This is a genomic window from Paenibacillus sp. FSL H7-0442, assembly GCF_038593105.1.
Lineage (GTDB): Bacteria > Bacillota > Bacilli > Paenibacillales > Paenibacillaceae > Paenibacillus > Paenibacillus polymyxa_D.
This window is the reverse complement of record NZ_CP151963.1, coordinates 653,121-676,453: the sequence shown is the minus strand read 5'-3', so window position 1 is coordinate 676,453 and position 23,333 is coordinate 653,121. Positions and strand designations below refer to the sequence as shown.

General features: G+C 41.8%; 20 protein-coding genes. 9 read left to right on the top strand and 11 right to left on the bottom strand.

Annotated elements, in window-relative coordinates:
* The first annotated feature begins 64 nt into the window (after positions 1-64).
* Both MHH57_RS02990 and MHH57_RS02985 read left to right on the top strand, forming a co-directional pair.
* Entirely contained in the window at positions 65-946 is an 882-nt protein-coding gene (locus MHH57_RS02990; protein ID WP_165178908.1) for a helix-turn-helix domain-containing protein, read from the top strand.
* Between the two features lie 115 nt (positions 947-1,061).
* A complete protein-coding gene (locus tag MHH57_RS02985; RefSeq protein ID WP_029515905.1) occupies positions 1,062-2,036 on the top strand; it encodes a bile acid:sodium symporter family protein in 975 nt (324 codons plus the stop codon).
* Between the two features lie 271 nt (positions 2,037-2,307).
* Here MHH57_RS02985 and MHH57_RS02980 read toward each other — a convergent pair whose 3' ends face one another.
* The 4 genes from MHH57_RS02980 to MHH57_RS02965 form a co-directional block, all read right to left on the bottom strand.
* Positions 2,308-2,733: a MarR family transcriptional regulator gene (locus MHH57_RS02980; protein WP_039270457.1), complete on the bottom strand. Its 426-nt coding sequence runs from the start codon at positions 2,731-2,733 to the stop codon at positions 2,308-2,310.
* Positions 2,734-3,384: 651 nt separating this feature from the next.
* Entirely contained in the window at positions 3,385-4,866 is a 1,482-nt protein-coding gene (locus tag MHH57_RS02975) for a sucrose-6-phosphate hydrolase (RefSeq protein WP_340954108.1), read from the bottom strand.
* An 11-nt stretch (positions 4,867-4,877) separates the two neighbouring features.
* Complete coding sequence (locus MHH57_RS02970) at positions 4,878-6,113, bottom strand: MFS transporter (protein WP_029515908.1); 1,236 nt, start codon at positions 6,111-6,113, stop codon at positions 4,878-4,880.
* A 199-nt stretch (positions 6,114-6,312) separates the two neighbouring features.
* Entirely contained in the window at positions 6,313-7,296 is a 984-nt protein-coding gene (locus tag MHH57_RS02965) for a LacI family DNA-binding transcriptional regulator (protein ID WP_029515909.1), read from the bottom strand.
* 129 nt (positions 7,297-7,425) lie between these two features.
* Here MHH57_RS02965 and MHH57_RS02960 point away from each other — a divergent pair, with 129 nt between their 5' ends.
* Complete coding sequence (locus tag MHH57_RS02960; protein ID WP_250273189.1) at positions 7,426-7,587, top strand: hypothetical protein; 162 nt, start codon at positions 7,426-7,428, stop codon at positions 7,585-7,587.
* Positions 7,588-8,039: 452 nt separating this feature from the next.
* Positions 8,040-8,612 (top strand): DinB family protein, encoded by a 573-nt coding sequence (locus MHH57_RS02955; protein WP_165148181.1) that lies wholly within the window; start codon positions 8,040-8,042, stop codon positions 8,610-8,612.
* Positions 8,613-9,072: 460 nt separating this feature from the next.
* Here the strand turns inward: MHH57_RS02955 and MHH57_RS02950 are convergent, their stop codons facing one another.
* The 3 genes from MHH57_RS02950 to MHH57_RS02940 form a co-directional block, all read right to left on the bottom strand.
* Positions 9,073-9,351: a 3'-5' exonuclease gene (locus MHH57_RS02950; protein ID WP_080658578.1), complete on the bottom strand. Its 279-nt coding sequence runs from the start codon at positions 9,349-9,351 to the stop codon at positions 9,073-9,075.
* A 324-nt stretch (positions 9,352-9,675) separates the two neighbouring features.
* Complete coding sequence (locus MHH57_RS02945) at positions 9,676-11,010, bottom strand: erythromycin esterase family protein (RefSeq protein ID WP_069010912.1); 1,335 nt, start codon at positions 11,008-11,010, stop codon at positions 9,676-9,678.
* 75 nt (positions 11,011-11,085) lie between these two features.
* Positions 11,086-12,243, bottom strand: a complete 1,158-nt coding sequence (locus MHH57_RS02940) for a serine hydrolase domain-containing protein (RefSeq protein WP_069010911.1) — start codon at positions 12,241-12,243, stop codon at positions 11,086-11,088.
* 1,096 nt (positions 12,244-13,339) lie between these two features.
* Here MHH57_RS02940 and aiiA point away from each other — a divergent pair.
* From aiiA to MHH57_RS02915, 5 genes are all read left to right on the top strand, one after another.
* Complete coding sequence (aiiA, locus tag MHH57_RS02935) at positions 13,340-14,098, top strand: N-acyl homoserine lactonase AiiA (protein ID WP_342435158.1); 759 nt, start codon at positions 13,340-13,342, stop codon at positions 14,096-14,098.
* 14 nt (positions 14,099-14,112) lie between these two features.
* Positions 14,113-15,435 (top strand): MFS transporter, encoded by a 1,323-nt coding sequence (locus tag MHH57_RS02930; protein WP_069010908.1) that lies wholly within the window; start codon positions 14,113-14,115, stop codon positions 15,433-15,435.
* A 45-nt stretch (positions 15,436-15,480) separates the two neighbouring features.
* Positions 15,481-16,869, top strand: a complete 1,389-nt coding sequence (locus MHH57_RS02925; protein WP_069010907.1) for an Asp-tRNA(Asn)/Glu-tRNA(Gln) amidotransferase GatCAB subunit A — start codon at positions 15,481-15,483, stop codon at positions 16,867-16,869.
* A gap of 29 nt (positions 16,870-16,898) precedes the next feature.
* Positions 16,899-17,090, top strand: coding sequence for a hypothetical protein (locus MHH57_RS02920; RefSeq protein ID WP_069010906.1), 192 nt, complete (start codon positions 16,899-16,901; stop codon positions 17,088-17,090).
* A gap of 158 nt (positions 17,091-17,248) precedes the next feature.
* A complete protein-coding gene (locus MHH57_RS02915) occupies positions 17,249-17,860 on the top strand; it encodes a TetR/AcrR family transcriptional regulator (protein WP_069010905.1) in 612 nt (203 codons plus the stop codon).
* Between the two features lie 962 nt (positions 17,861-18,822).
* Here the strand turns inward: MHH57_RS02915 and MHH57_RS02910 are convergent.
* The 4 genes from MHH57_RS02910 to MHH57_RS02895 form a co-directional block, all read right to left on the bottom strand.
* Positions 18,823-19,074, bottom strand: coding sequence for a hypothetical protein (locus MHH57_RS02910; RefSeq protein ID WP_069010904.1), 252 nt, complete (start codon positions 19,072-19,074; stop codon positions 18,823-18,825).
* Between the two features lie 135 nt (positions 19,075-19,209).
* Positions 19,210-19,398, bottom strand: coding sequence for a hypothetical protein (locus tag MHH57_RS02905; protein ID WP_141695469.1), 189 nt, complete (start codon positions 19,396-19,398; stop codon positions 19,210-19,212).
* Positions 19,399-20,027: 629 nt separating this feature from the next.
* Positions 20,028-21,599 (bottom strand): glycoside hydrolase family 32 protein, encoded by a 1,572-nt coding sequence (locus tag MHH57_RS02900; RefSeq protein ID WP_081317544.1) that lies wholly within the window; start codon positions 21,597-21,599, stop codon positions 20,028-20,030.
* Positions 21,600-21,696: 97 nt separating this feature from the next.
* Positions 21,697-23,316, bottom strand: a complete 1,620-nt coding sequence (locus tag MHH57_RS02895) for an ABC transporter substrate-binding protein (RefSeq protein WP_029515922.1) — start codon at positions 23,314-23,316, stop codon at positions 21,697-21,699.
* Positions 23,317-23,333: the final 17 nt, after the last annotated feature.

Genomic DNA, 23,333 nt, shown 5'->3' with positions numbered 1-23,333 from the left:
TTTATGATGGATTATATACGTATTTCATCATTAGAGCCGCTTACGGCTGGGAGATGGATAGATTATGAATAAGAAAGCTGATGGATTTGAGGGTGAAAAGTTATATGTCCTTCCACCCTATATGCTGGATAAATTAAATATGAATCCGCTTACAAGAAATCTATATATTACGGACATAGGCTGCTTCAGCCATGCCCGCCATCATTTTCGTGAAAGAATGCACGGTTGTGACTCTCATATATTCATCTACTGTGCCAGCGGAAAAGGTTGGATACGAACAAAGGATGGCCTAACGATTGACATGGCGGAGCGAAGCTTTGCGTACATTCCTAGGGACATGCCGCATGCTTATGGGGCTGACGATGGAGATCCTTGGACGATTTACTGGTTTCATCTTAAAGGGGACCAAGTGGATGACTTTATGGCATTATTTGAGCCTTTTAAAACGTATGTTTCGATGGCCGCCAGTGATGAAGTCAAACTACTGGAGCTATTTCATCAGTGTTACGACCTTTTACTGAACAAGTCATACTCCATTATACATTTAGTCCAAGTATCGCAAACTGTCCGTTATCTGCTGAGTTTTGTTGTATCCGTTGCATTTCGCAAGGAAGACAGTACGTACCAGAGTCATGTGGATAAAGCAACACGCTATATGAGTGAACAATTGGAATCCACCGTTTCACTTGAGGAGCTTAGTCGGCATGTTCAGGTATCCAAGCAGCATCTGAACTTGATATTCAAACAATCCACCGGCTACTCTCCTGTCGATTACTATTTAAGAATGAAGATACAGAGGGCCAGTCAGCTTTTGGATTTGACGAATGCTTCTATTAAAGAAATTAGCATACAACTCGGTTTTAGGGACCCTTACTACTTTTCCAGGCTATTCAAAAAAATAATGGGCTGCTCTCCTTTGAAATACCGAAATAATTTGAAGGGTTGATCTATGTTCATCAGGAGCGTTCAAATTTGCTTCTATCGGGCTACCGCAAGGTCACAGATCATTTACGAATCATGGGTGCAAGGTCTATACTTAAGGTTAAAAAAGGAAGTTTTGTATGCTCCTCACGTTGAATCGTAGACTAAATGCAGCTATGCCGCTAATTACACCAATCAGCATTCTAATTGGCGTCCTAATCGGTACGCCGTTGTCAGAATATACCGAACTCTCTCCCTGGCTGTTTGCATTCATGACCTTCGCGGGCAGCATCAGTATGGGGTTTAAGGATTTTGTCCATGTGATCAAGCATCCTGGTCCGCTGATCGCCTGTCTGTTTATTCTTCACCTGGCCATGCCGCTTCTCGCCATGATGCTGGGACATCTGGCCTTCAGTGATGATCCTTACACGATTACTGGACTTATTCTTGGTGCAGCTATCCCTACGGGCATTTCCAGCTTCGTGTGGGTCAACATCTATAAAGGCAATACAGCGCTGACATTGGCGATCATTTTAATTGATACGATTTTGGCCCCATTTGCCGTGCCGGGCATCATGTCCCTACTGATCGGAGCGGATGTGCAGCTCGATACCTGGGCGATGATGCAGAGCCTATTCTGGATGATTGTCGTTCCTTCGCTAATCGGCATGGTGTTGAACGAATGGACCAAAGGGAAGATCAAGCAGGTATGGGGACCACGGCTAGGACCGTTCTCCAAGCTGGCTATGGCTCTTGTCGTCATGATTAACGGATCTGTCATTGCGCCTTATCTGGTCGATTTTAATCTTAAGCTTGTCGGAGTATGCCTATCCATAATCGTCCTTGCTTCCACTGGATATGCAATCGGTTATCTGATATCAGGACTGATGCGGTGGAATAATGCAGACCGTACGGCGCTTGTCTTTAACGGCGGCATGCGCAATATTAGCGCGGGAGCCGTGCTTGCCATCACCTATTTCCCGGCCCCGGTAGCATTGCCGGTTGTACTGGGGATGATTTTCCAACAATCCACAGCATCTCTGGTCGGGTTTCTGCTGAGTCGTCGCGACCGCGGCAACGCCAAGGAAAAGCGCAATACGGCCTCTGTTTCTTAAGCAAAGGGGGTTAGCGGTGGTTCCAGATGATAAAACTCCTCCTTATGAGGAGGAGTTAGTTTCGGAAGGGCGTTTCTATACGTACATGGTTGAAAGTCTAATTTAAATATGCATGCACAATCATGTAAATGGTCACTTTCCACTTCATAACATTACTATTGAATCGTGTAGGGTAATAAACTTAGCTTCCGTAAAGAGCCTTTCGCGGCACAACGTTCAAGCCATATATTACCCTAAGGAAACTAAGAACGATATACACAGGTCGCAAAGTCTAAAACAGCTTTTGCGTAAGATTTTGAAATTGTGACTTCACTCCATCTTTCTGAAGTTCTGATTGTAACACCTGATTAAAGGTTTGAAGTGCACGCTGGAATTTATTTTCACCAAATTCCGTAATCCGAGTATACACACCTCGTCGATCATCCTCGCATGTATGTCTTTGTAAAGCCCCGCAGTTTTTGGCTTCCATTCTCACTACGAGTCTCGATGTCGCACTTTGACTTAATCCCACCAATTCTTGAAGTTGCTGCAGTCGTAATTTTTTTTCCTCGGAATTGGATATAAAACCCAAAACATAAAACTCCTTCAAAGATAAATCATAATTTTGTAGCAGGGCTTGTTCTAACTTATCATTTAAAGTGGAATGGATGTGAGACAAAGACAACCATACATCCAAAAGTTCGTTTTCATGTTGCAAGTTTAGACCACACCATTCTATATTGAAGTATTTCCAGTAAGTTTATCCTATTGTAACAAGCTTAAATGGAATGGTCAAAACCCATAACCTATTTTGAATATTACAATCCGTCGTCACCGAACCAGCATGCAAATGCAGCATAATGATTCTCGTTTCAGAGTGTCGATTTTATTGACAGTAGTCCACCCTAACTATCTTCCTATGTACATACATTGCTGCAATTAAGCTTATATAATGTGAGAAAGTGAAGATAGCAAAAAACAGGTCAATCATGGTGATATCTAACCATAATCGACCTGTTGAATGTAAAGGAATAGCATTTTCAAAGTGAGCGGTAACAACATCATGACGAAATGGAAGAACAACGTAGATCGTAGCAAAAGGAAGTCAGACAACCAATTTTCACATGTAGCCTTTCAAAAAGACGACACTGCATATCCAGTGTCGTCTTGTTAGTGTTATTTTTAATTGTTTTTGTTTCAAAGCAACTTAATAAGGTGAACTTTGCAAATAAAACTCTTGGCCTGAACCCTGAAGACTTCTCGAACCAGTCCCTTGGGAATTTCCCCCTTCAACCACTCTATCAAGATATATATAGATTCCATATCCTTTTACTGTATACATAATATGAACTGCAATCTTTTCATTGAGTTATTCAGCTTGCCATATATCTTTCAATTTCCAATATGTCAGCCCATTTACTAGCGCCTCTCCACCCTCTGTTATGATTTCTATGCCTAGCAATTTCTCACCCGGATAGATGCGACTTGTCATCGTAGCTTGCCCTTCATTCGCAAACATTTCAATGGATGAACGATCCAGATATACATGCAATGTCAGCTGTCCCTCAGCATTGAAGGCTGTTTGACGTACTCCATCTGTCTTTTTACCTGATTTAGAACAATTAAGCATTAGTTTCTGCTCCGGAATAGAATATGTGATAACCGTTTCTTCTCGACCTGTTCCACGAAACTTCAAGCCTACCAGGTCTGCACTTGACTTCGTGAGGTCGAACACTACCTTAACTTCAAGCAAGTCTTCTTCAACTTCCTTGAAGTAACTTCCAGAAATAGCGCCATATTGATACAAAACATGTTTACTTTGACGAAGTAACTTCATTTCTTCAACTGGAGTCATCAGTACTTTATTATTGTCACCCAACGTAATTAAACGTGGGATCGTCATTGCTCCACACCAGCCGTCTGCTTTCGTCGGCATATCCGATTCCCACATATCCATCCAACCAAGCGCTATGCGGCGACCTTGATCATCTAGAAAAGTTTGAACAGCATAGAAGTCATGACCAGTATCCAACTCGATGAACTCTCCATGCTTATATTCATTACTATCATAATTATATTCGCCAACATAATATCCCGTCTGGAACAAGTTATTGTACTTATCTCCTTGCGCATCAATACCTTGTGGGGAGAACATAAATATATGCTTACCGTTCAGTTCAAAAAAATCAGGGCACTCCCACATGAAGCCCATATTCTTATCTCCCTGCAGAAGCACACCATGATAGGTCCAAGTCCTAAGATCAGGAGATGTATATAGAATAACACGCGGCAGATCTTCTTTCGTGCTGTTACCTAGGATCATGTACCATGTATCCTCATGCTTCCATACCTTCGGATCACGGAAATGCTGTGAGCTATCAGTCGGAGGTTCAGCGATTACGGGATTCTGCCTTAGTTTTGTAAAATGAATGCCATCTGTGCTTACTGCCACATTTTGATTTTGGAAAAAGATATTGTTGGGTTGATCAATATAGTGATGACCAGTATAGATCAATGTCAGTTCGCCGTTATTATCTACTGCGCTTCCTGAGAAGCAACCATCAAGGTCACACGCATCTCCAGGCGCTAATGCAATCGGACAATGCTCCCAATGTACAAGGTCTTTACTCTTCACGTGGCCCCAATGCATTGGGCCCCAGTTCTCATCATAAGGATGATGCTGATAGAAGGCGTGATATTCACCTTTGAATTGAATTAATCCATTTGGGTCGTTAATCCAGTTTGCTGGTGCCATAATATGATAACCTAATCGGTACCGCTTGTTCATTTTCGCTTCTGCCTGTTTCAATGCTTCCTCAGCTTGCTTCGTATTGTTATTATATGTGTTCATCTTTCTTCCTCCTATGCTGTTTCAATATGCTTGTTAGGCTTGGGATCCAGCTTTTTCGGTTCTTTCTTTAAGGTAAAGATTGAGATTGTTGTAAAGACAAATACGAAAACACCCATAATCACGTACGTATTTGCAAAACCTCTAATGTCATAAGACATACCGGCGATTGGCGAGAAGATCGAAGCTCCTACCTGACTCATAAACTGGAATCCCACCAGATACAAGATCGAAGACAGACGCGTATCGAAATTTGCAGCCAAGTACTTAAATACGGAGATCAGCATGATTGGCAGTTCCAATGCGTGAATCAATTTCATAGCTGAGATTCCATAAGGTCCAATAACTAAGCCTGAACCCATGATCCGGAACGCCATCAAGAACCCTGCCAATATTAGACCCTTTTTTGCTCCAATTTTGTTGACAATGAAAGGCGCTAAGAACATCATGCCTGCTTCCAAGAACACTTGTAGGGAATTTAAGTAACCGTAAACTTGATTGCCTAATGCAACCGTTGAGAACGTCGATGAAAAGTAATTCGGGAACTGCTGGTCATACACATTGTAAATACAGGTAACACCAAGAACATATAAAATGAAGAACCACAAATGCTTATTTGCAAACAAATGGCCGATTTGCTTAAAGTTAACGGATTCTGCTCGCTCCATCTCGGAATCTGTCATTTCAACTTTAATTGTCATCATAATGATAAACAGAACGACAGCAGATACTGATGCAATCCAGAAGTTAATGTTAGGGTTGATATTAAAGAGCTGACCAGCGAAAAACGTTGCTGCTGCCCAACCTAGCGAGCCCCACATACGAGATTTTCCGTATTCAAAGTCATATTTTCGGCTGACTTTCTCGACATAAGATTCGATGGCTCCAATCCCTGCCAAAAAAGAAATACCCAAGTATAATCCACCTGCAATGGCACCGAGAAATACATTGTATTGAAGTAACGGCCCATAGATAAAGATATAGAAAGGACCAACAAATAAGAGCAAAGAACTGATTAGAAATAAAATATGCTTCTTTAATCCGATTTTATCAGATATATAGCCATAAAGCGGTTGCATACATAGCGCAAAGATAGCGTTTACAGTAAAGATAACACCTGTTTCAGCACCATTCAGACTGATTTCTTGCCCTAGCCAGATGGAGAACAATGAATAACTTGCTGACCAAGTAAAGAAGAAAAAGAAGAAATAGGCACTTAGTTTCCAGTACATGCTCTTTGACTTTCTCATATCGAACGCTCCTCAAGTTGAACATTTAATGTAAATGAAAGCACTTTCGTATTTACAGATCGATTATATGTCAACCGCTTTCATATGTCAACCGCTTGACATATTTTCGAAAGAAAAAGAGCTTTCCTCTTTGATTTCAATTACTCTAATAAGGATAGCTCCACCTTCTATCACAATGCTGAAAACTATGGAAATTGTATTAAGCCGTACTAGCTTCAATCAGTTTCACTGGTAGATAGGTTTCTCGCGGGACATCACTGAATCCACCTTCAATTTCTTTAATAAGTAACTCTATGGAAGATCTCGCAATCTCCTGTATTGGTTGCTGAATTGTCGTTAATTCAGGGAGAAGATTGCGGGTTGTTTCTGTTCCGTCATATCCAATTACGCGAATATCTTCAGGAACACGTTTTCCTCTTCTTCTTGCTTTAGCAATAAAAGACGCAGCCACCAAGTCATTACTCGCAAACAATCCATCTACTTCAGGATGTTCATCGAGCAAGCGTTTAATCGGTTCGTCGTGATTCTGTTGGTGGAAGGGATCATGTACTTCATAGGTAATTGCCTTTCGACCATACTGCTCCATCACATCTTCATATGCTTTTCTTCTTAAGCTTGCTGGTGTTTCCAATTCAACAGGGCCATTTATGTGTAAGATATGCTTGCACCCTTTTTCAATAAGTAGTTCTGACGCCAGTTTTCCACCCATATAATTATCCGATCCTACAACTGGGATTGAATCGGATAGGAAGCGATCGATCGCAATGACGGCAATGTTCTTCTGTTCATAATTTACGATACCCCGATTGTGTGTACCAACGATAATACCGTCAACTTGATTTCGCATAAGCATATCCACATATGATTCCTCTTTATCCAGCTGATTCAAACTGTTACAAAGCAACAGCTTATAGCCTAATGACGCACAAATATTCTCTATATGAAAAGTCAGCTCTCCGAAAAATGGGTTGCTTGTAGTTGGAATGATTAATCCAATCAGATTTGTTCGTTTACTAAATAATGACCGAGCCACATCATTTGGAAAGTAATTTAGCTCTTGCATCGCTTTATGAACTTGATCCTTCGTTTCTTGACTGATATAGCCACGATTATTAAGTACGCGAGAAACCGTAGTCGGTGAAACTCCAGCTAATTGTGCAACATCGTTAAGTTTTGGTTTCATTGATTCTCCCTGCCTTCTCTTCATGCCATATCTCTAATTTTTTTCATTTTAACATGGTTAAATGTTAAAAAACATGCTTGAGCATTCTTATGGATTATTCTTCAGATTTGTCTCCCTCTAAGAATCTCCTTGGCGACAGAAGAACTGGTCAAAGAAGACGCTAAAAAACAAGGATATGATAGCGAATTTGTTGATTATTACATCATAGAAATGAGCAAAAATCCTCCTGAAGAAGCTTACACCGTATTGCCTGCGGCTGTAACCATTTCGTCGAATCGTGCCACTGCTTAATAGGCTCTGTCGTAAATTCATTTCAATTTCAATTTTAATGATAATGGTAAACTAAAGTCTAAGCAGTCTCATTTCCTCAGATGCATGTCAGATGATAATTCAACGATCATCTTCATAATTAGTGAGAACTCATTGACTCGAAGTTATACTACTTCTTCATTGTCAATTGTTAGCGAATAATAATGTTTTAGACTAAACAATAAAGAACTAGACTGAGATAAGTTATAGACTGGCGACGCGCGGCCCGCATGCGCGACTGCAGTTGCGCTCCCCATCTCTTCCGGAATGAAGTCCAGCTTTGCGATCGGCGCGCTAGCGACTGCGCCCGTGTAATTAGAAAATATAGTCTTAGACTGGAAAATAAAGTATTAAAGGTATAAACTACGAATATGCTTTTTTCTTGAACCCTCTCATATGATGAGAGTAATTCAGTATTCGAGGAGATGGTCTTGATGAACAAGAACATAGGGATTAAGGATACTTTGGTAAGGTTCGACGAGATTTCGAAGCATTATGTTCGGGAGCTGGACAAGTATAGTCTGGCGGAACTGTGTCGCAAGCCAAGCGAGAACGAATGGTCGCTTGGGCAAATGTACCTGCATCTGCCTCATTCCACGCTGAACTTGCAGCTCCGTCTTGCGGAGCAGTGCATGGCGCTCGGTGGCGGCAACGAGGAGGGCGACGGGAAGACGGAGGCCGGTCATGCCGTGTTTGAGCAAGGGAGCTTCCCACCGGTTCGCATTCAAGTACCGGCCGACTTGCAATATACGCCCCCACAGCCAGAAAGCAAGGAGCAGCTTGTCGCCAAGCTGGAGGAAGCAAGGCGCCGCATGCATGAGATTGGGGCGTCGCTACAGAACATAGACCCAGAGCGGCTGCAGCGAAAGGCGACTCATCCGGCCGTAGCCTTCGGCGCGTTAAACGCGGTCGAATGGTTCACGATGGTGGAGATGCATTACCGTCATCATCTTCTTCAAAAGGAGCGGCTGGACGCTTTCTTACAAACTGCAGAGTTATTAGGCTAACAGGACACGATAGTTGAATGTTGACCACAACAGCGGCCAGTCTAGGAATTTATTTTCGCGTCCTTATCTGCCGCTGTTGCATTTATCGGATCAGTCTAAAACTTTATTTTCTTCGGACAATAAAGTTGTATACCGAAATCCAACATTTGTAATTTTGATTCTTTTATCAATATATAAAAATATGTACGTTAAAATGGGGTAATACCAGCGAAAATGGTACAAACCGCAAAGTGTGTGGAGTAATAATGGTCTTTCTCTAAGGCGTGGCTATTTGTTTCCTCTAAGCTTTTAGAGGCTGATCGTTTGGACTGCTTACATCAACATAAACACGAACATATTCACTGTTTCTGTTCTGATAAGCCTTTGAACGCTTCAGCACTCTGTAATAGTCCTCGAAGTGCTCCAAAAACTGATCAATCTCTTCAGGTATTCCTTCAACCCGTATTTTTAGCATCCTCTTTTACAACTCTTCTTTTAGCGATGAGCTTGGAGCATTTTCAACCATTTCGTTTGTGATTCCGTGGATGGCGGTCGCTTCTTCTGGAATGAGGGATACCGGCTTGATTAACGTTTCAAAAAGAGGATTTTCGTCAAGATCAATAATTGCAATCTCTACGATCTCAGAGTCGCCATCTAAACCGGTGGTTTTCACATCTAAAATGATATATTCTGATTTTCTTTGGCTAACTGAACGGTTCGAGCTTTTTGTATTGCTGCTAGTTGTTTCTCTTATTTTCACAAAAAAACAAGCTGACGATTATAAGATGGACTTTTTCTTGTACAAAAAAGAGTCTGCCCTTGGGCAGACCCGATACAAATGAACAGACTCGTGCAAGTTGTGCTCAGTCAGATTGAACCTGCAGGATAGAGGCTGTTTCAATTCGGATTTATTTTGTTAACTTGATAATAATGTGCTTCTACCCAACATCGTCTCTAATTCGAAAACATTTATTCCATCTAATGATCTTTTAATGGAATAACCTAGCTGACATTTTTAAACACCTCTATTGACACTTAACACTATCATCAATACAACACTTCGTTAAGCCACATTATTACAAATTTATTGATGTAGTTGAGATGGACTCACTTTTTGAATTTGAACAAGTATATCAAACGTTTTACCTAATGATATATCAACAGTTTTTGGTATAGCAGGGCCTTCTTTAGTTATTCCAGCGAAAATTTGATGTTGTTCGTTTAACCAAGTTTTTGTCACTCCGTTCGCCTTACGTAAATCAATAAAAAATTGATCTTTTTTGACCTGTCCAAAAATGTAATTATAACTGTTTGGATCATCTGATTTTAATATTCCATATGGGCCAAATTCACCATCATTATTATAAACATTATATTGTCCTTTATAAACTGATGTTCCAATAGATACATACCGTTTTCCATAATATTCTGCTAAATGCTGCCCAGCTACTTTAGGGTATATAAATGGAATCATATTTGTTTTCGAAACGTGTCCATTATGTCCCCAAACTATGGTTTTCCCTAAATGTTCTTCAGTCCACTTCGCATTTTCATACATTGCAATATCATGTTTCAAATAAAAATCCGATGGTTTATCAGGGGATGTTCCTCCTAACATTGTAGTAAACTGTTCAATAATACGAGCATTTTGTTTTATCCATGCGAACTCTTTGGATTTTCCGTTCAGATAACTTTTATTTTGTTCTAATAAAGCACTGATTTGTTTAGCATCTGAAATATACTTTTCTTTTTCTTCTTTTGTAAGGCCCTCAAAAGTAGTCATATCCTTTGTTACAGGAATGAGACCTTTTATCTTCTCTTCTACTCTAGGCACAAGATCTGAATTGTTTCTTTTTATATATTCTATTATATTATTATAAACATTCTCGTTTACTGATTGAATGTCCATCCCAATGATACGCACTTTAGATTTATGTTCTGGATTAGCATTATATTGTCGAATCCAACTAAGTAGATCTAACATTTCTTTTGTGTTAAATACAGGTGATAGATGTTGGCTTGGGTTTCCCTTACCAGTAAGAACATATCGATCAAGCTCCAGAGCTCTGTCCCATCCCTCTTCTAAAACTAAGTTGATGAATCCCTTTTCAGATACTAAATAATTAACAATGCGTTGTTTCATTGTAAAAACTTCATGAGCCCCATGCGTAGCTTCACCTAAACCTACAATTGAAGCTGAACCTACCATATTCTTAAGTGGTTTTAAATCATTAAAAGATGCAGTTGGATTAGTTGTTTTTAAAGGCTTTGCATGCATTTCTAACCATTCCGTTATTTGATTTGTATTGTAGGGAGCTGTAACAGAAACTCCTGTTTTCGAGTCTGCATAAGTACTTCCTACAAAATTAGTCAGTATTATAGCAAAAACACCAAGTGCAATAATCATTTTCTTTTTCATAATACCCTCCTAAAATACTTACTTGTTAGTTTTTTGACATGCTCTAAGGAGCCCAGTTTAAACCATTTTTTTTTCCTACTTGCTAAATTCAGCAAGTAAAATATTTTTAAATGGATCAGGACTATCAGCTTTAAAGCTGTTCAAATTGACGACCAATGTATGCTTGCCTCCAAGTGTGCCACCAGCAAAAGTGGTAAACCCTAGAACTCTACCTTTGTGTCCCCATATCGAGACACCGTTTGGAAGCTTAGTTTCAAAGATCCCAAGACCATATCCGGTTCCTTCTCTATCTGTAGGAACTGTAGTAAGCATTTGTTTTAGTTGCTGTTCCTTCAGTAATTTACCACTGAGTAAGTAAGAGAAGAATTTGTTTAAATCGTCAGCAGTAGAAATCATATCTCCATCCGAGCTACCTGGGTTAATATAAGTAACGTCTTTTAGCTCACTTGCTCCGTCTAGTTGGAAATAGCCACGGGCATGCTTGGTGCCTGGAATCACGCTTGAATTGCCAGGTAGGAATGTATTTGACAAATCAAGCGGTTCAATAATCCGATTTTCAACCTCTTCCGCATAGCTGTTTCCAGTTACTTTTTCAATAAGGATCCCCAGTATTACGTATCCTGTGTTTGAATAAGACCAACCCTTTCCTGGGGCAAAGTCTGGGGGAAGAGAAATCCCCATCTTTACGAATTCTTCAGCCGTATACGATTTTTTTGTATCCGTATAATCAAAGTCTTTTGAATTTACATAGTCAGCGATACCACTTGTATGATTCAATATCTGCCGGATAGTAATTTGGTTACCATCATATCCGTTTCCTTGAATGACACCAGGTAACCATTTTTCAATGGAGTCGTCTAGATTCAAGCGGTTCTCTTCAGATAATTGAAGTAGAACTGTTGCAATGAATGTCTTCGTTACACTACCAATGCGAAAGCGAAAATCTGTTTTCATTGGTTTCTTGGTGCTCAGGTCCGCTAACCCAGCGGCATAACTCCATGTTTTTCCACCCTCAGAAGTTTTAGCAAGTATCCCAGGATATCCAAGTTGCAATGTATCCCGCATTGCCTCTTTGACGGAATTACGTTCACTTTGAGTGCTTGTTTGTAACGGACTAGATACATTTTGAATGGACTCCGCTTTTACAATTGAGGTTGGTGTTGTGTATAACAGAGAACTTCCAGCCATTAAAAGGACTAAACCTGTAGATGCAATTTGACAATGCTTTTTCATAAAGATATTCTTCTCCTCTATTCATATTGTATCGGCAGTTATTTGCTGTTTTAGGGCAAGAGTGGATTTGCAATTATCTTTACTCATTATTATTTTCACAAACGCTATTGTGTCCTAACAAACGGTAAATTCCTTTTTTTTCACATGTATGTTAACCCTAGAAATTACTTCTTTTCCTTAAAACACTCTTGTTACTGGTTTGTTTTTCATAAATAGGTCATACCTGTTTCCCCTTTCACGCCTCTTTATTTTTTTATCATACACAATGAAAATCTCCCCTCCTCGTTTATTGTTAATGTGTTAAACTGCCTCTATGATTCTAAGTATTTTTCTGTCACATACAGTAGTGTCAAAATGTCACACTATTAAAAATCCTAATATTATTCGGAGTGAATATCTCAATCCAGATGTCGCTGTCAGTGAAGCTGGTGATTTGGCTGTGTCTTATTCGTATTCCCAGTTGCTCCATAACCTCTCTTACCGGAACTCTTGCCAATCTCAATTCAATCGCTTGCATTTTTCTAGGGGGTAACTCACTCTCGTTGCCAACGTAAAAACACCTCCAAGGTTATCTCCATATCTTACGACATGGCTTGATTCTCTTGAAGGTGTTTTGATTTGTCTCACGTTATGGGGTCAGTCCCCTTGATCTACAGTCGAAAAAGGTTCCTTATCTAACTTTACCAATCGATCAAAAACCTTAATTTCAAATCCCGATTCATTTCTCAACACTTCAAACCGGATGTTCTCCTCTACCGCCGGATTGATGGCTGAACCGAAACATTGTTATCTCCTGACTACAATCAATCATTTTAAGCCCATTATCTTCAAACAGGCATTCAGCATATCCTTGTTTTTATAGATTACAACAGTAATCTCCTGTCGTGCTCTCGTTAGCATTTGGTACAAACGCAGCCCCGTTGTTTCTTTGCACTCCACCTAGGCGACATTCTTTAGCTTGGCGTATTGTTGCAGGTGTAAGGCTTTTGCCGATGCCCAACCGCCGATGACAAATTGACATCGGACAATTTGTCCGATATAATCAAAACAAAACGGACAAACTGTCCGAATTTATAATATGAAGGGTGAAACTGGGATGAATATCAAAAAGTTGTATTTTTTACCTGTAGGTGAATGTTTCCTAGATCAATCGGCAGTTAATCGAACCCTTGCCCCCGGGAAATTAGTCGGAATGCCTGTGTGGTCTTTTCTATTGGAAACGACCAGCGGGCCGATACTCATCGATACGGGAATGCCCGACGCTTTTATCAACAATCCCGATTACTACAAGGGGACTAGACGTGAAGGGCGCGTCGTCCCCAACATGTCTGACGACGACTCGATCGTAAATGTGTTAAAGCGTGTCGGTTATCGACCTGACGATATTCAAATGGTCATTAGCTCCCATTTACACTTGGATCATTCTGGGGGAAACGGGCATTTCCGCAATACGCCGATCCTTATTCAAAGGGCAGAGTATGATGCGGCCATAAACAATGAGGATTACTCTCCATTAGAGTGCAGGCTGCCCGATTTACAATATCAAATCATTGAGGGTGACCATGAATTGATTCCGGGGGTTCAAATTTTATTCACTCCGGGTCATTCCCCTGGCCATCAATCAGTCCTTGTCACAACGGAAAAGTCGGGTCCAGTGCTACTGACAATTGATGTTGCTTATACTCGGGAGAACTTCGAGAATAGCGTACCGTTCTTGACATTCGATCAAGAGATGGCTGCCAAATCGATTACTCGCATGCAGGAGTTAATTCAGGATGTTCGGCCGTCCTATGTTTTCTTGGGACACGATAGAGATCAGGCGCAAAAATGCCGCACCTTTCCTGACTTCCTGTAATGGAGAGACAGGCTATGGATACTCAATCAATGGCTTTATCCGGCAATGAGCGGAAGTTAATGGGGACACTTTGCTTGCTCATTATTTTCGGAAACATCAATATGACCATGTTTAATTTGTCTATACCTTCGATTTCCGCTGACTTTGCCCTGACCTCCTCGCAGGTGAGCTGGGTTATGGTCGGTTACAGCATTTTGATGGCTATCGGCGCCGGTACTTACGGCAAGTTAACGGAGTCCTTTTCCTTTCGCCAGCTGTATGTCATTGGTTTAATCCTTTTAGCTTTCGGCTCTATGATCGGCTTTTTTGCAGCTTCATACTTGCAAGTCATCATTGGAAGACTACTGCAGGCAGCAGGGGCCTCATCCATCTCTCCCCTGTCTTATGCGGCAGTAACCCTGTATTTTAAGCCTACAGTCAAGGGACGGGTGCTGGGAACCTTATCCGCCACAATTGCCTTTGCTTCCGGCTTCGGGCCTGTGTTCGGCGGTTTCGTAGAGCAATACTTTGGCTGGCGTGCTTTGTTCATCGTGTCCAGTCTGAGCCTATTTGTTATCCCTTTGATATTCAAGTATGTTCCTGACAAGAAACACGACCGCGGTTCATTCGATTTTCTCGGAGCTGTTTTGTTCTCCGCGGGACTGGCGTTGGTATTGCTAGGGGTTACGAACTATTGGTTTATGCTCATTGCAGGAGCAGCAGTTCTTCTATGGTTCGGTACTCATATTCAGAAAAAAGAACATCCATTTATCGATGCATCTTTCATGAAAAATGCTCCTTACCGACGAATTCTAGGGATTGGATTCCTTACCTTCGTATGCAACACGGGGTTAACCTTTACTCTTCCTGTCATGATGAAGAACTCCTTTCATTTACCAACTAGTAAAATCGGTCTGCTGATGCTTCCCGGTGCCGCCTGTGCAGCCTTGCTCGGATCCCGGATCGGAAGTTGGACAGATCGTTTCGGAAGCTCCCGTGTGCTTGTCATATCGCAAAGTCTCGTCATCAGCGGATTTATACTACTGGGGGTATCCGTACATTTGCCGCCATGGATCGACGCTTTATTGATCATTATCCTTATGATTGGATTCAACGGTGTCCTCACCTCTAGCAGCAATTTAGTTTCGACGACACTCCGTTCGGCTGAGCTGGGTGTGGGGATGGGTATTTTCACACTGGCCTATCTCCTAGGCGGAGCATTCGGCCCTGCGCTGGTCGGCCGACTGATTGATCTAAAGATGCCTTTTTCTGTTGTTTATTTTACCATTTCCCTGTTGGCAATCCTGACATACTTATTCGCAAGAAAAGCAAATCCTAGCGGAAGCTATGGTAATTAGTTTAGTAGACTTACGACATGTCCGAAAGATACGGAGGATGAATAGATGAGTAAATTAAATTTCCAACTGTCCTTTGCTGCTATTCATGAGCTGGCCGAGAGGATCCGTACAAGGAAAATATCCCCGGTAGAGATTACAGAACATGCGCTTCACCGCATCGAACGTTTGAATCCGAAACTGAACGTTTTCGTTACCCAAACGTCCGAACTGGCGTTTGAACAAGCGAAGCAATCGGAACGCGATATTATGCATGGTCGGTACAAAGGGCCCCTTCACGGGATTCCCATCGTTCATAAGGATCTATATTACACTAAAGGGATCCGAACAACTGCCGGTTCAAAAATATTGAACAGCTTCGTCCCCGATTACGATTCGACGGTTGCAGCTAAGCTACATGAGGCTGGAACAGTTCTGCTAGGCAAAGTACAGACTCACGAGTTCGCTGCGGGATTGACAACAACTAGCCCACACTTCGGTCCTTGTCTCAATCCGTGGAACACTGAACTTGTAACGGGAGGTTCAAGCGGCGGCTCGGCTTCTGCCTTAGCGGCTGGACTTACTTATCTGGGCACAGGCTCGGATACCGGAGGTTCGATCCGCATACCCGCTGCTTTGTGCGGTGTCGTAGGGATGAAGCCGACGTACGGTCGGGTCAGTCGGTATGGTATCATTCCAATGGCCTGGTCATTGGACCACTCGGGTCCGTTGACCCGCTGTGTCATGGATGCGTCCCTGTGCTTGGATGTGATGTCTGGCTTCGATCCAAAGGATGAATCGACTGTCGATCTGCCTGCGCCAGGTATCAAGATGTATCCGAATGGTCTCAGGGGTGTGCGTATCGGATTGCCGACAAGCTACTATTACGAGGATTTGATGCCAGAAGTGGAAGCTGCGATGAAGGCCGCTATCAATAAATTCCGAGAACTGGGAGCAGAAATCATCGAAGTTAGCCTGCCCCTGATCAAACATGTTAGAAGTGCGACGATGGCCATTATGATGACGGAAATGTACTCGTACCACGAGAAGTGGCTTGAGACAGAATTGGAACAGTATGGACCGGACGTCCGAATGTTTCTTGAAAGCAGTAGAGATATTCCGGCTTCCATTTACCTTCAGTCTCAGCGGGCCCGGCAACTAATTGTCAATGATTTTTTGAATGCATTGTCCGGAATCGACATCTTGTTGACGCCGGCAACACCGATCACTGCGCCGCGTGCAGATGATGAAGCTAGTGTATTCAGATTGAACTCATTTACGGTTCCGACCAATTTGACTGGCTTGCCTAGCTTGAGCATGCCTTGCGGCTTCTCACCTTCCGGTCTGCCGATTAATATGCAATTGATTGGCCGCCCCTTCGAAGAAGCGACAGTACTAGGTATCGGCAATACTTATGAAATGAATACAGACTGGCACAAGAGACATCCGGATTTGTAAGCCTGACTATATTTGATGGAGGGTAATCTATGGATCAAAAGCAACTTAACTCTGAAGTTAGCAGGAGAGCATCAACCGAAACCGGAACAGATACGACGAGCGACAAGAAAAAAGCATACGAGCAGTTTATTCATACGATCGCAAGTTTAAAGGAACTGGACCTATCGGGCATTGAACCGCATTTGCCTCCAATTTACAAAAAGCACTATACCAAGAGATAAAAAAAGCTCATCGGTCACCCAAATGAATGTATTTTTAATTTTTCACGAAATGTATTATAATTATGAAGACGGACAACATGTCCTATACACGAAAAACGGACATATTGTCCGTTTTTCGTGTTAAATAACAGTTAAATTAATGATGAAGGGAGATGTTTATGGTGAATTCAGAATCGCAATCTGTCTCTCTGAAAATTCCCAGAGAGGAGTTAAACCGAAGACGAATTTTGGCGGCGGCTAGAGAACTTTTCATCAAAAAAGGCGTTGACAATGTCAATATGCATCAGATTGCGAAGACTGCTGGAGTAGGACAAGCAAGCCTATACCGCCGCTACTCGGATAAGGGCGACATATGTCAGGAGATCGCGTATGAAGAATACCAACCTTTGTTTGATGAAGTTCAAGCATTTCTTGATCAATCCCCAGAAACCGCTGCCTTGGACCGGCTTTACCATGTAATCGTAAGATATGTCTCTTTTTTAGAGGCGAAAGTTCCTTGGCTCTGTGAGGTCAGCCGGGCCTCAACCGGGCATCGTCCGTTACAATCCCCGTTATGTCAATGGATGCGCAATATAAGCAGAAATCTGCTAAATGAGGCCGTTGAACAGGGAGACGTATCCGGGGTGGACATTTCATATACTATTGAAGCCCTGCTGGCCGTGCTTCACAATATCGATTACCATCTCCAAGATGAGGGCTTTACAAGCCAACGAGTTCTTGATGGATTACACCGCATATTTATTGAAGGTTTAAGAGCTAATAGACATTAATTGAGGGGCTGGCCACAAAGCCACATAACATGGATGAGGAATAGTCCTGCGTAACTCCTCTTTTTATCTCATAATGGTATATTGAATGTACAAAGAAACCATATCCTTTCAAATGGTCGGGTGGTACCTCCATTTTACCCAGGAACGGTTTCTTATTGTTTTACAATTGGAGAACAGGACGTCCCTAGTCATTTTTATGACTTATGGGACAACCCTTTTTTTCTGCCAATGGCTGCTACGCGAATTGTCCGGATCGGACTTCCATGGCACGCTCTCCTTATTCGGTCTTCTTATCATCAGCAGCGCTCTTTCGTCTACTTCCTGTAGGCTTCGTAGCAGCAGGCTTAGTAGCCTGAGAATCCATGGAGAACAAGCAGGTTTTCATCTTATGTATTCCAAAATTGCAGTTGAAGAGATTTGTACAACACTTGGGGATTTTATTAACTCATCTTCCAAACTCCACGTCCAACTTCTCCAATCCATAACCAAACCACCTTTACGAAAAGTATCAATTATGATCGTAATTTGGATTCGATATCGATAATACCATATGTTAACATTTATAGGATATATAGAGTAAATAGAAACACAAAAAACCAATAGAAACAAGGGGCTTTGTTTCTACTGGTTTAAAAATGTCTCAAACATATACCCAAAAATGTCTCGGTTATCAACCAAATCAGTCTCAATTATTACCGTTACTCACTGTGTGGTGTCATAATTAATGAGAATATCCACATTGTTTAAATGCATAAAAATACATCCACTTGTATACATTATTTTACCATCGAGTAACCCTAAAGATACAAAAAAGGGCAAAAAAATGCCGGTTAATGGATATAAAAAACATATGCAGTTCCATCATTAAATACAAAGATGCAGTAGCTGGTAAATCTTCAATTAATTTAATTTTTGAGTCTGTTATGAGGTATACAATATTGTTTGGATCATAGAGGTACCAGTCATCTCTCATCACTTACGATATATCCGTTAACTTTTTTATAGCCAGCAGCCATTTTCTCCTTATAAGCTTCATCACGTAGTCTTTTTATTCTTTCCTGTTTTAATACCTCTCTAGCTGCTAATTTTAGTTTATTGTACCTTCTATTGAGTTTATCTAACTGATAGAATGCAAACACATTGCTAAGCTTAGGCCTTTCATCGAGAAGGGTTAATAACTTAGGAATTGTGACTGAACTGTAAAACTGCCCCAAACTCTTTGGATCTAGCTCTTAGTTTTCTTCTGTATTCTGTTCTTTGCGTTCTAAGAGTATCTATCTCTTTCAACAGTTCAACTTCACGTCTAGCCAGATGGTTTCTTTCAGTTTCAACTTTAGTAATATTTCTTTTCAGAGGCTCTCTGAGTTATGCCCGATGATTTCTTTCATCACCAGCAAATTTTGATTTAGATCTGCTGTAAAAGGAACGACTAGTTGAGGTATTTCTTGTTTCATGAAACTTTTTTTGATCAAAGCTGAACCAGTGTAAATTTCTCCCGTTCCCTGTATGCAACCATTGAAATACTCTTGATACTCCAAACGGAAGAGCAAATGGGAAAAAAGTTCCTAACCATATATCCGGTTTAATAAGATAAGTTAGTACCTTTTGCAGAATGATGACGGTCTCACCCTTTCATGAAAATCAAGAAATTCCATATTTGCTAATTTAGCATACCCAGCCCCATTATTTTAATTCAAACGCTTAATTGCCCTTGTCTTAACACGAGACAATATCATTTATCTGTAAAACAAAAAGCCGCCAAATTGGCGACTTCATAACCACTGCAAGTTCTTGTCCCAAACTGAGAACAAGAACTAGGTACCCCCTTGGGAAAAGAATATGATCTTATTGTCAATCATCATATTATTATAGGTAAGATGCAAGGAAAGATTCTTACGCCCTCTTACCACTGTAAAACTATATTATGAAATTCTCCGTGTTAGTCTTTCGATTTCTGCTAACTTCTAAGGATACGAACCCCCGGTACGGTTGTGAGCCGACGGGAGGTTACGTGTCCAGGCATAAGATAATACTTTAATTAGTTTTGGAGACCAGTTTAGATACGGATATAAGCAATCGGGCTGTAACCATTTCGTCGAATCAAGCCGCTGCTTAACGGGTTCTGTTGTAAGAACGTTTCAATTGGAATGATAATCATAACTACTGTCTAAACATTCTCATTTCCCCAAATGCTTACCAGATCATTGATCTGAAGCGACACGACCCTCAGTTCTCCACCAATGGCGTAGAGTTCTAGTCCCTTACTTTCGAAGTCCGGGAAAATCATGTCTGAAATGATTGTTTTTCCATGATTGCCGAAGACTTCGACACTTGACCAATCCAGATAAATGCTCAACTGTATCCTCTCATGCTCTGGCTTCATAGTGGCCTTGTGTATTGCTGTGAAATCTGAATGAAAATCAGTGGCGCTCGACTTCGTCCGATCGACGAACAATTCCTCATTCGAGATATTATATCCGATGATCGTCTCCTGATTGGCGGACTTCCGTACTTTAAACCCGAATTCCATAGCAGTACCGATTTCAAATTCTGCAATAATTTCTGCCTTGGCTGCGGAAATATCAGACAACACGTTCATATCTGGCTTAATCGTCAAGTCTTGTAGAGACAAAATCGGTTTTCTTAGCTGACTTAATTCATTTATGGGTGTTTGGATTAGGCGAAGTCCCTCGGGATAAGTCCTTAGCTGTAGCTCCCGGGGAATTGATGTCTTGCCACGCCATTCCTTTGAAGGAAGCGTGGTAGCATAACGCCAATTATTCATCCAGCCGATCCAAATCTTTCGTCCGTCTTCGTTCGAAATGCCATTCCAGGACACGGCCGCGTAAAAGTCTGATCCATAGTCTACCCATTTGATAGTATCGATGGATTCCAACGCTTCATCTGGCGTGAACGACTTACCGTCAAAGTTGCCTACAAAATACATCATGCCAGAACCGCCTGCCGGTGGTTCCGGATCGTCTGGATTCACACCATTTCTATCCCCGACGCTTAGCATCAGAATCCACTTCGTGGTATTAGGATCCTCATCCACTTGGATTCGAAATATATCAGGACATTCAAATATCCCTCGGTGTATATGTGGAATGTCGGAACCGAATTCGCTTGCAAAAGACCATTCTTTCAGGTTTGGAGATGTGTAAAATTCTACACGGTCCCTTACGGCAAGAACCATGATCCACATTGATGATTCATCATGCCAAATCACCTTCGGATCACGAAAGTCTAGCGTGTCCGTTGGAAATAAAACCGGGTTACCTTCATATTTTGTCCAGGTTCGACCTTTATCCTTGCTGTAAGCAATGCTTTGCACCTGCGGTTTTCCAGGCTGAGCCTTGTTGCCCTCATTTGTATAAATGGCCACCAATCCTGATCCTTCCTCTTTGAAAAATCCGCTGGTATTGTTCTTATCCACCACCGCACTCCCCGAGAAGATCGCTCCGTCCTCCCCAGGTGGAATCGCTGGTGGAAGCTCAGTCCAATGCACTAGATCCTTGCTTACCGCATGCCCCCAATGCATGTTGCCAAAATCAGGCTGCGTATCATGGGGCGTATGCTGGTAGAACAGGTGGTATTCTCCTTCAAAGTAAACCATGCCGTTGGGATCGTTCATCCAATTTTTCTCCGGTGAATAATGAAATTGAGGCCTGTACGTCTCACTATAGTTACTTTTTCTCTTTCTGCCGCTATAGTCGTCCGTTAGGTTTAATTCTTTCATAGTATCCGCTCTCCTCTTGATTGTTGATAAGGTATTTAACATAATAATTTGAGTTGCTCGTTTGCAAATGAATTTGAAATACTACCATTTAAATGTTTCAGCTTTGATCTTTGAGATATCTGTCATAGCCTTTCTGTTTGATTTCCAGCCATTTATCTAGCCCCAGTCTGGACAGCTCGGCTTTATATTCGGCCCATTCTTCTTCCACTTTACCCGTCTTGATCCATTCCGCCCGCTTGCGGTTAACGTAAGCAAACAAATCGGTTTCCAATGTGGAGATCTGCTTCTGATCCTCCAGAGAGAAGAAGACTTTCGGGAAATTATGGTCAGCCTTCATATAAGGAACGAGTCTTTCCTTCATGAGCTTAAGCCGTCCCACTGCATCATCGGGCTTAGTCGTAACCGTTCCGTAATACTCGTCAAGAATTGCTAATGGACCACCGATGTTCGTTTTTTGCCGTAGCTCGACAGGGGCCGTTCCCTTAAGCGGAAGATGCTTCAGCATATGACTCGCTTCATCGTATTCAAAAATGTTCTGCTGAGTTTTGTCGCCGTAGGTACCCCAGTTGTCTTGCACGGACTGGATAGGATCATACAGCTGGTCAATCCATTTTGCCGTAAGCTCGAGATTTTGGTTGTCACTGGTAATCACCATTCTCCCCCGGTCAAAGCCGAGATTGTTCGTGCGGGTCACATTGACTTCACCGCTTGGTCCGGCGAGCGGATTCATCAGTTCATATTTATCGTTGTCTCCTGAAATATTCGCCTTATCCCATTGGAAGTAGAGGCCATATCTTTCACTCTGACCTTTGGCTAGATACGTGTTATAATCCTGCTCGAATGATTCCTCGTCGATCAGGTTCAGTTTATACAGCTCATTAAGATATTTAATCCCCTCTTTGTAACCGTCCTGATCGGCAGTGAAGACCACTTTCCCCTCATTGGTCACTACCGTATGATCGCCGTTGTCCCCAAGACCGAATGATCCGAACAGAAAATTCAGGTCCTCATTGCCGTTATTGAGCATAAAGGACAGCGGGATTTCATCCGCTTGGCCATTTCCGTTAGGGTCGCCATTTTTAAATGCGAGCAGAACTTTTTTTAAATCCTCGGTGGTTTTTGGCATTTTAAGTCCCAGCTTTTTCAGCCACTCCACATTGATCCATGGCATGTCGTTTACAGAATGAATGCTCTCCTTCTCAGAACCCAGTTCTTCAATCCAAGGAAAGGCATAAATGTGCCCGTCCTGTGCGGTTATCATGGATCTGTACTCAGGCGCTTCCTTTAATACCTTCTGCAGATTGGGCATATATTTTTGAATCAAATCCTCTAAAGGGATAATAGTTCCATCCTTTCCGAGGTTCAACAAATCGTAATCGGAATATCCGGCATCCAGTATGGCATCTGGAAGATCTCCACTGGCAACAGCAAGGTTTCTTTTTTCAATGAAGGAATCGGAGGTGAAGTTGGTAAAATCGATATGCACCCCTGTTTTTTCTTCCAGTCTTTTATAAATCAACTTTTCATTTGGATCGGAAGGTGCCAGCGGCGAGCTTTGAGTCATAAAATGCAAAGTAACTTTCTCTTTAAGCGGCAGAGTAACATTTTCCAGCTTGTAATCTTCGGATGCCGCAGAATTATTGCCCGAACCGCCGCATCCGGCAAGCAGTGAAGTAGAAAGTGCCAACACAGACAAGGTTAGTAATGTTTTTTTCATCTCTATTCCCCCGATTT

Coding starts and splice junctions, on each gene's coding strand:
- MHH57_RS02895 (WP_029515922.1), bottom strand. CDS start 23,316: ATGAAAAAAACATTACTAACCTTGTCTGTGTTGGCACTTTCTACTTCA.
- MHH57_RS02990 (WP_165178908.1), top strand. CDS start 65: ATGAATAAGAAAGCTGATGGATTTGAGGGTGAAAAGTTATATGTCCTT.
- MHH57_RS02955 (WP_165148181.1), top strand. CDS start 8,040: ATGAACAAGAACATAGGGATTAAGGATACTTTGGTAAGGTTCGACGAG.
- MHH57_RS02915 (WP_069010905.1), top strand. CDS start 17,249: ATGGTGAATTCAGAATCGCAATCTGTCTCTCTGAAAATTCCCAGAGAG.
- MHH57_RS02970 (WP_029515908.1), bottom strand. CDS start 6,113: ATGAGAAAGTCAAAGAGCATGTACTGGAAACTAAGTGCCTATTTCTTC.
- MHH57_RS02925 (WP_069010907.1), top strand. CDS start 15,481: ATGAGTAAATTAAATTTCCAACTGTCCTTTGCTGCTATTCATGAGCTG.
- MHH57_RS02945 (WP_069010912.1), bottom strand. CDS start 11,010: ATGAAAAAGAAAATGATTATTGCACTTGGTGTTTTTGCTATAATACTG.
- MHH57_RS02900 (WP_081317544.1), bottom strand. CDS start 21,599: ATGAAAGAATTAAACCTAACGGACGACTATAGCGGCAGAAAGAGAAAA.
- MHH57_RS02965 (WP_029515909.1), bottom strand. CDS start 7,296: ATGAAACCAAAACTTAACGATGTTGCACAATTAGCTGGAGTTTCACCG.
- MHH57_RS02985 (WP_029515905.1), top strand. CDS start 1,062: ATGCTCCTCACGTTGAATCGTAGACTAAATGCAGCTATGCCGCTAATT.
- MHH57_RS02920 (WP_069010906.1), top strand. CDS start 16,899: ATGGATCAAAAGCAACTTAACTCTGAAGTTAGCAGGAGAGCATCAACC.
- MHH57_RS02940 (WP_069010911.1), bottom strand. CDS start 12,243: ATGAAAAAGCATTGTCAAATTGCATCTACAGGTTTAGTCCTTTTAATG.
- aiiA (WP_342435158.1), top strand. CDS start 13,340: ATGAATATCAAAAAGTTGTATTTTTTACCTGTAGGTGAATGTTTCCTA.
- MHH57_RS02930 (WP_069010908.1), top strand. CDS start 14,113: ATGGATACTCAATCAATGGCTTTATCCGGCAATGAGCGGAAGTTAATG.
- MHH57_RS02975 (WP_340954108.1), bottom strand. CDS start 4,866: ATGAACACATATAATAACAATACGAAGCAAGCTGAGGAAGCATTGAAA.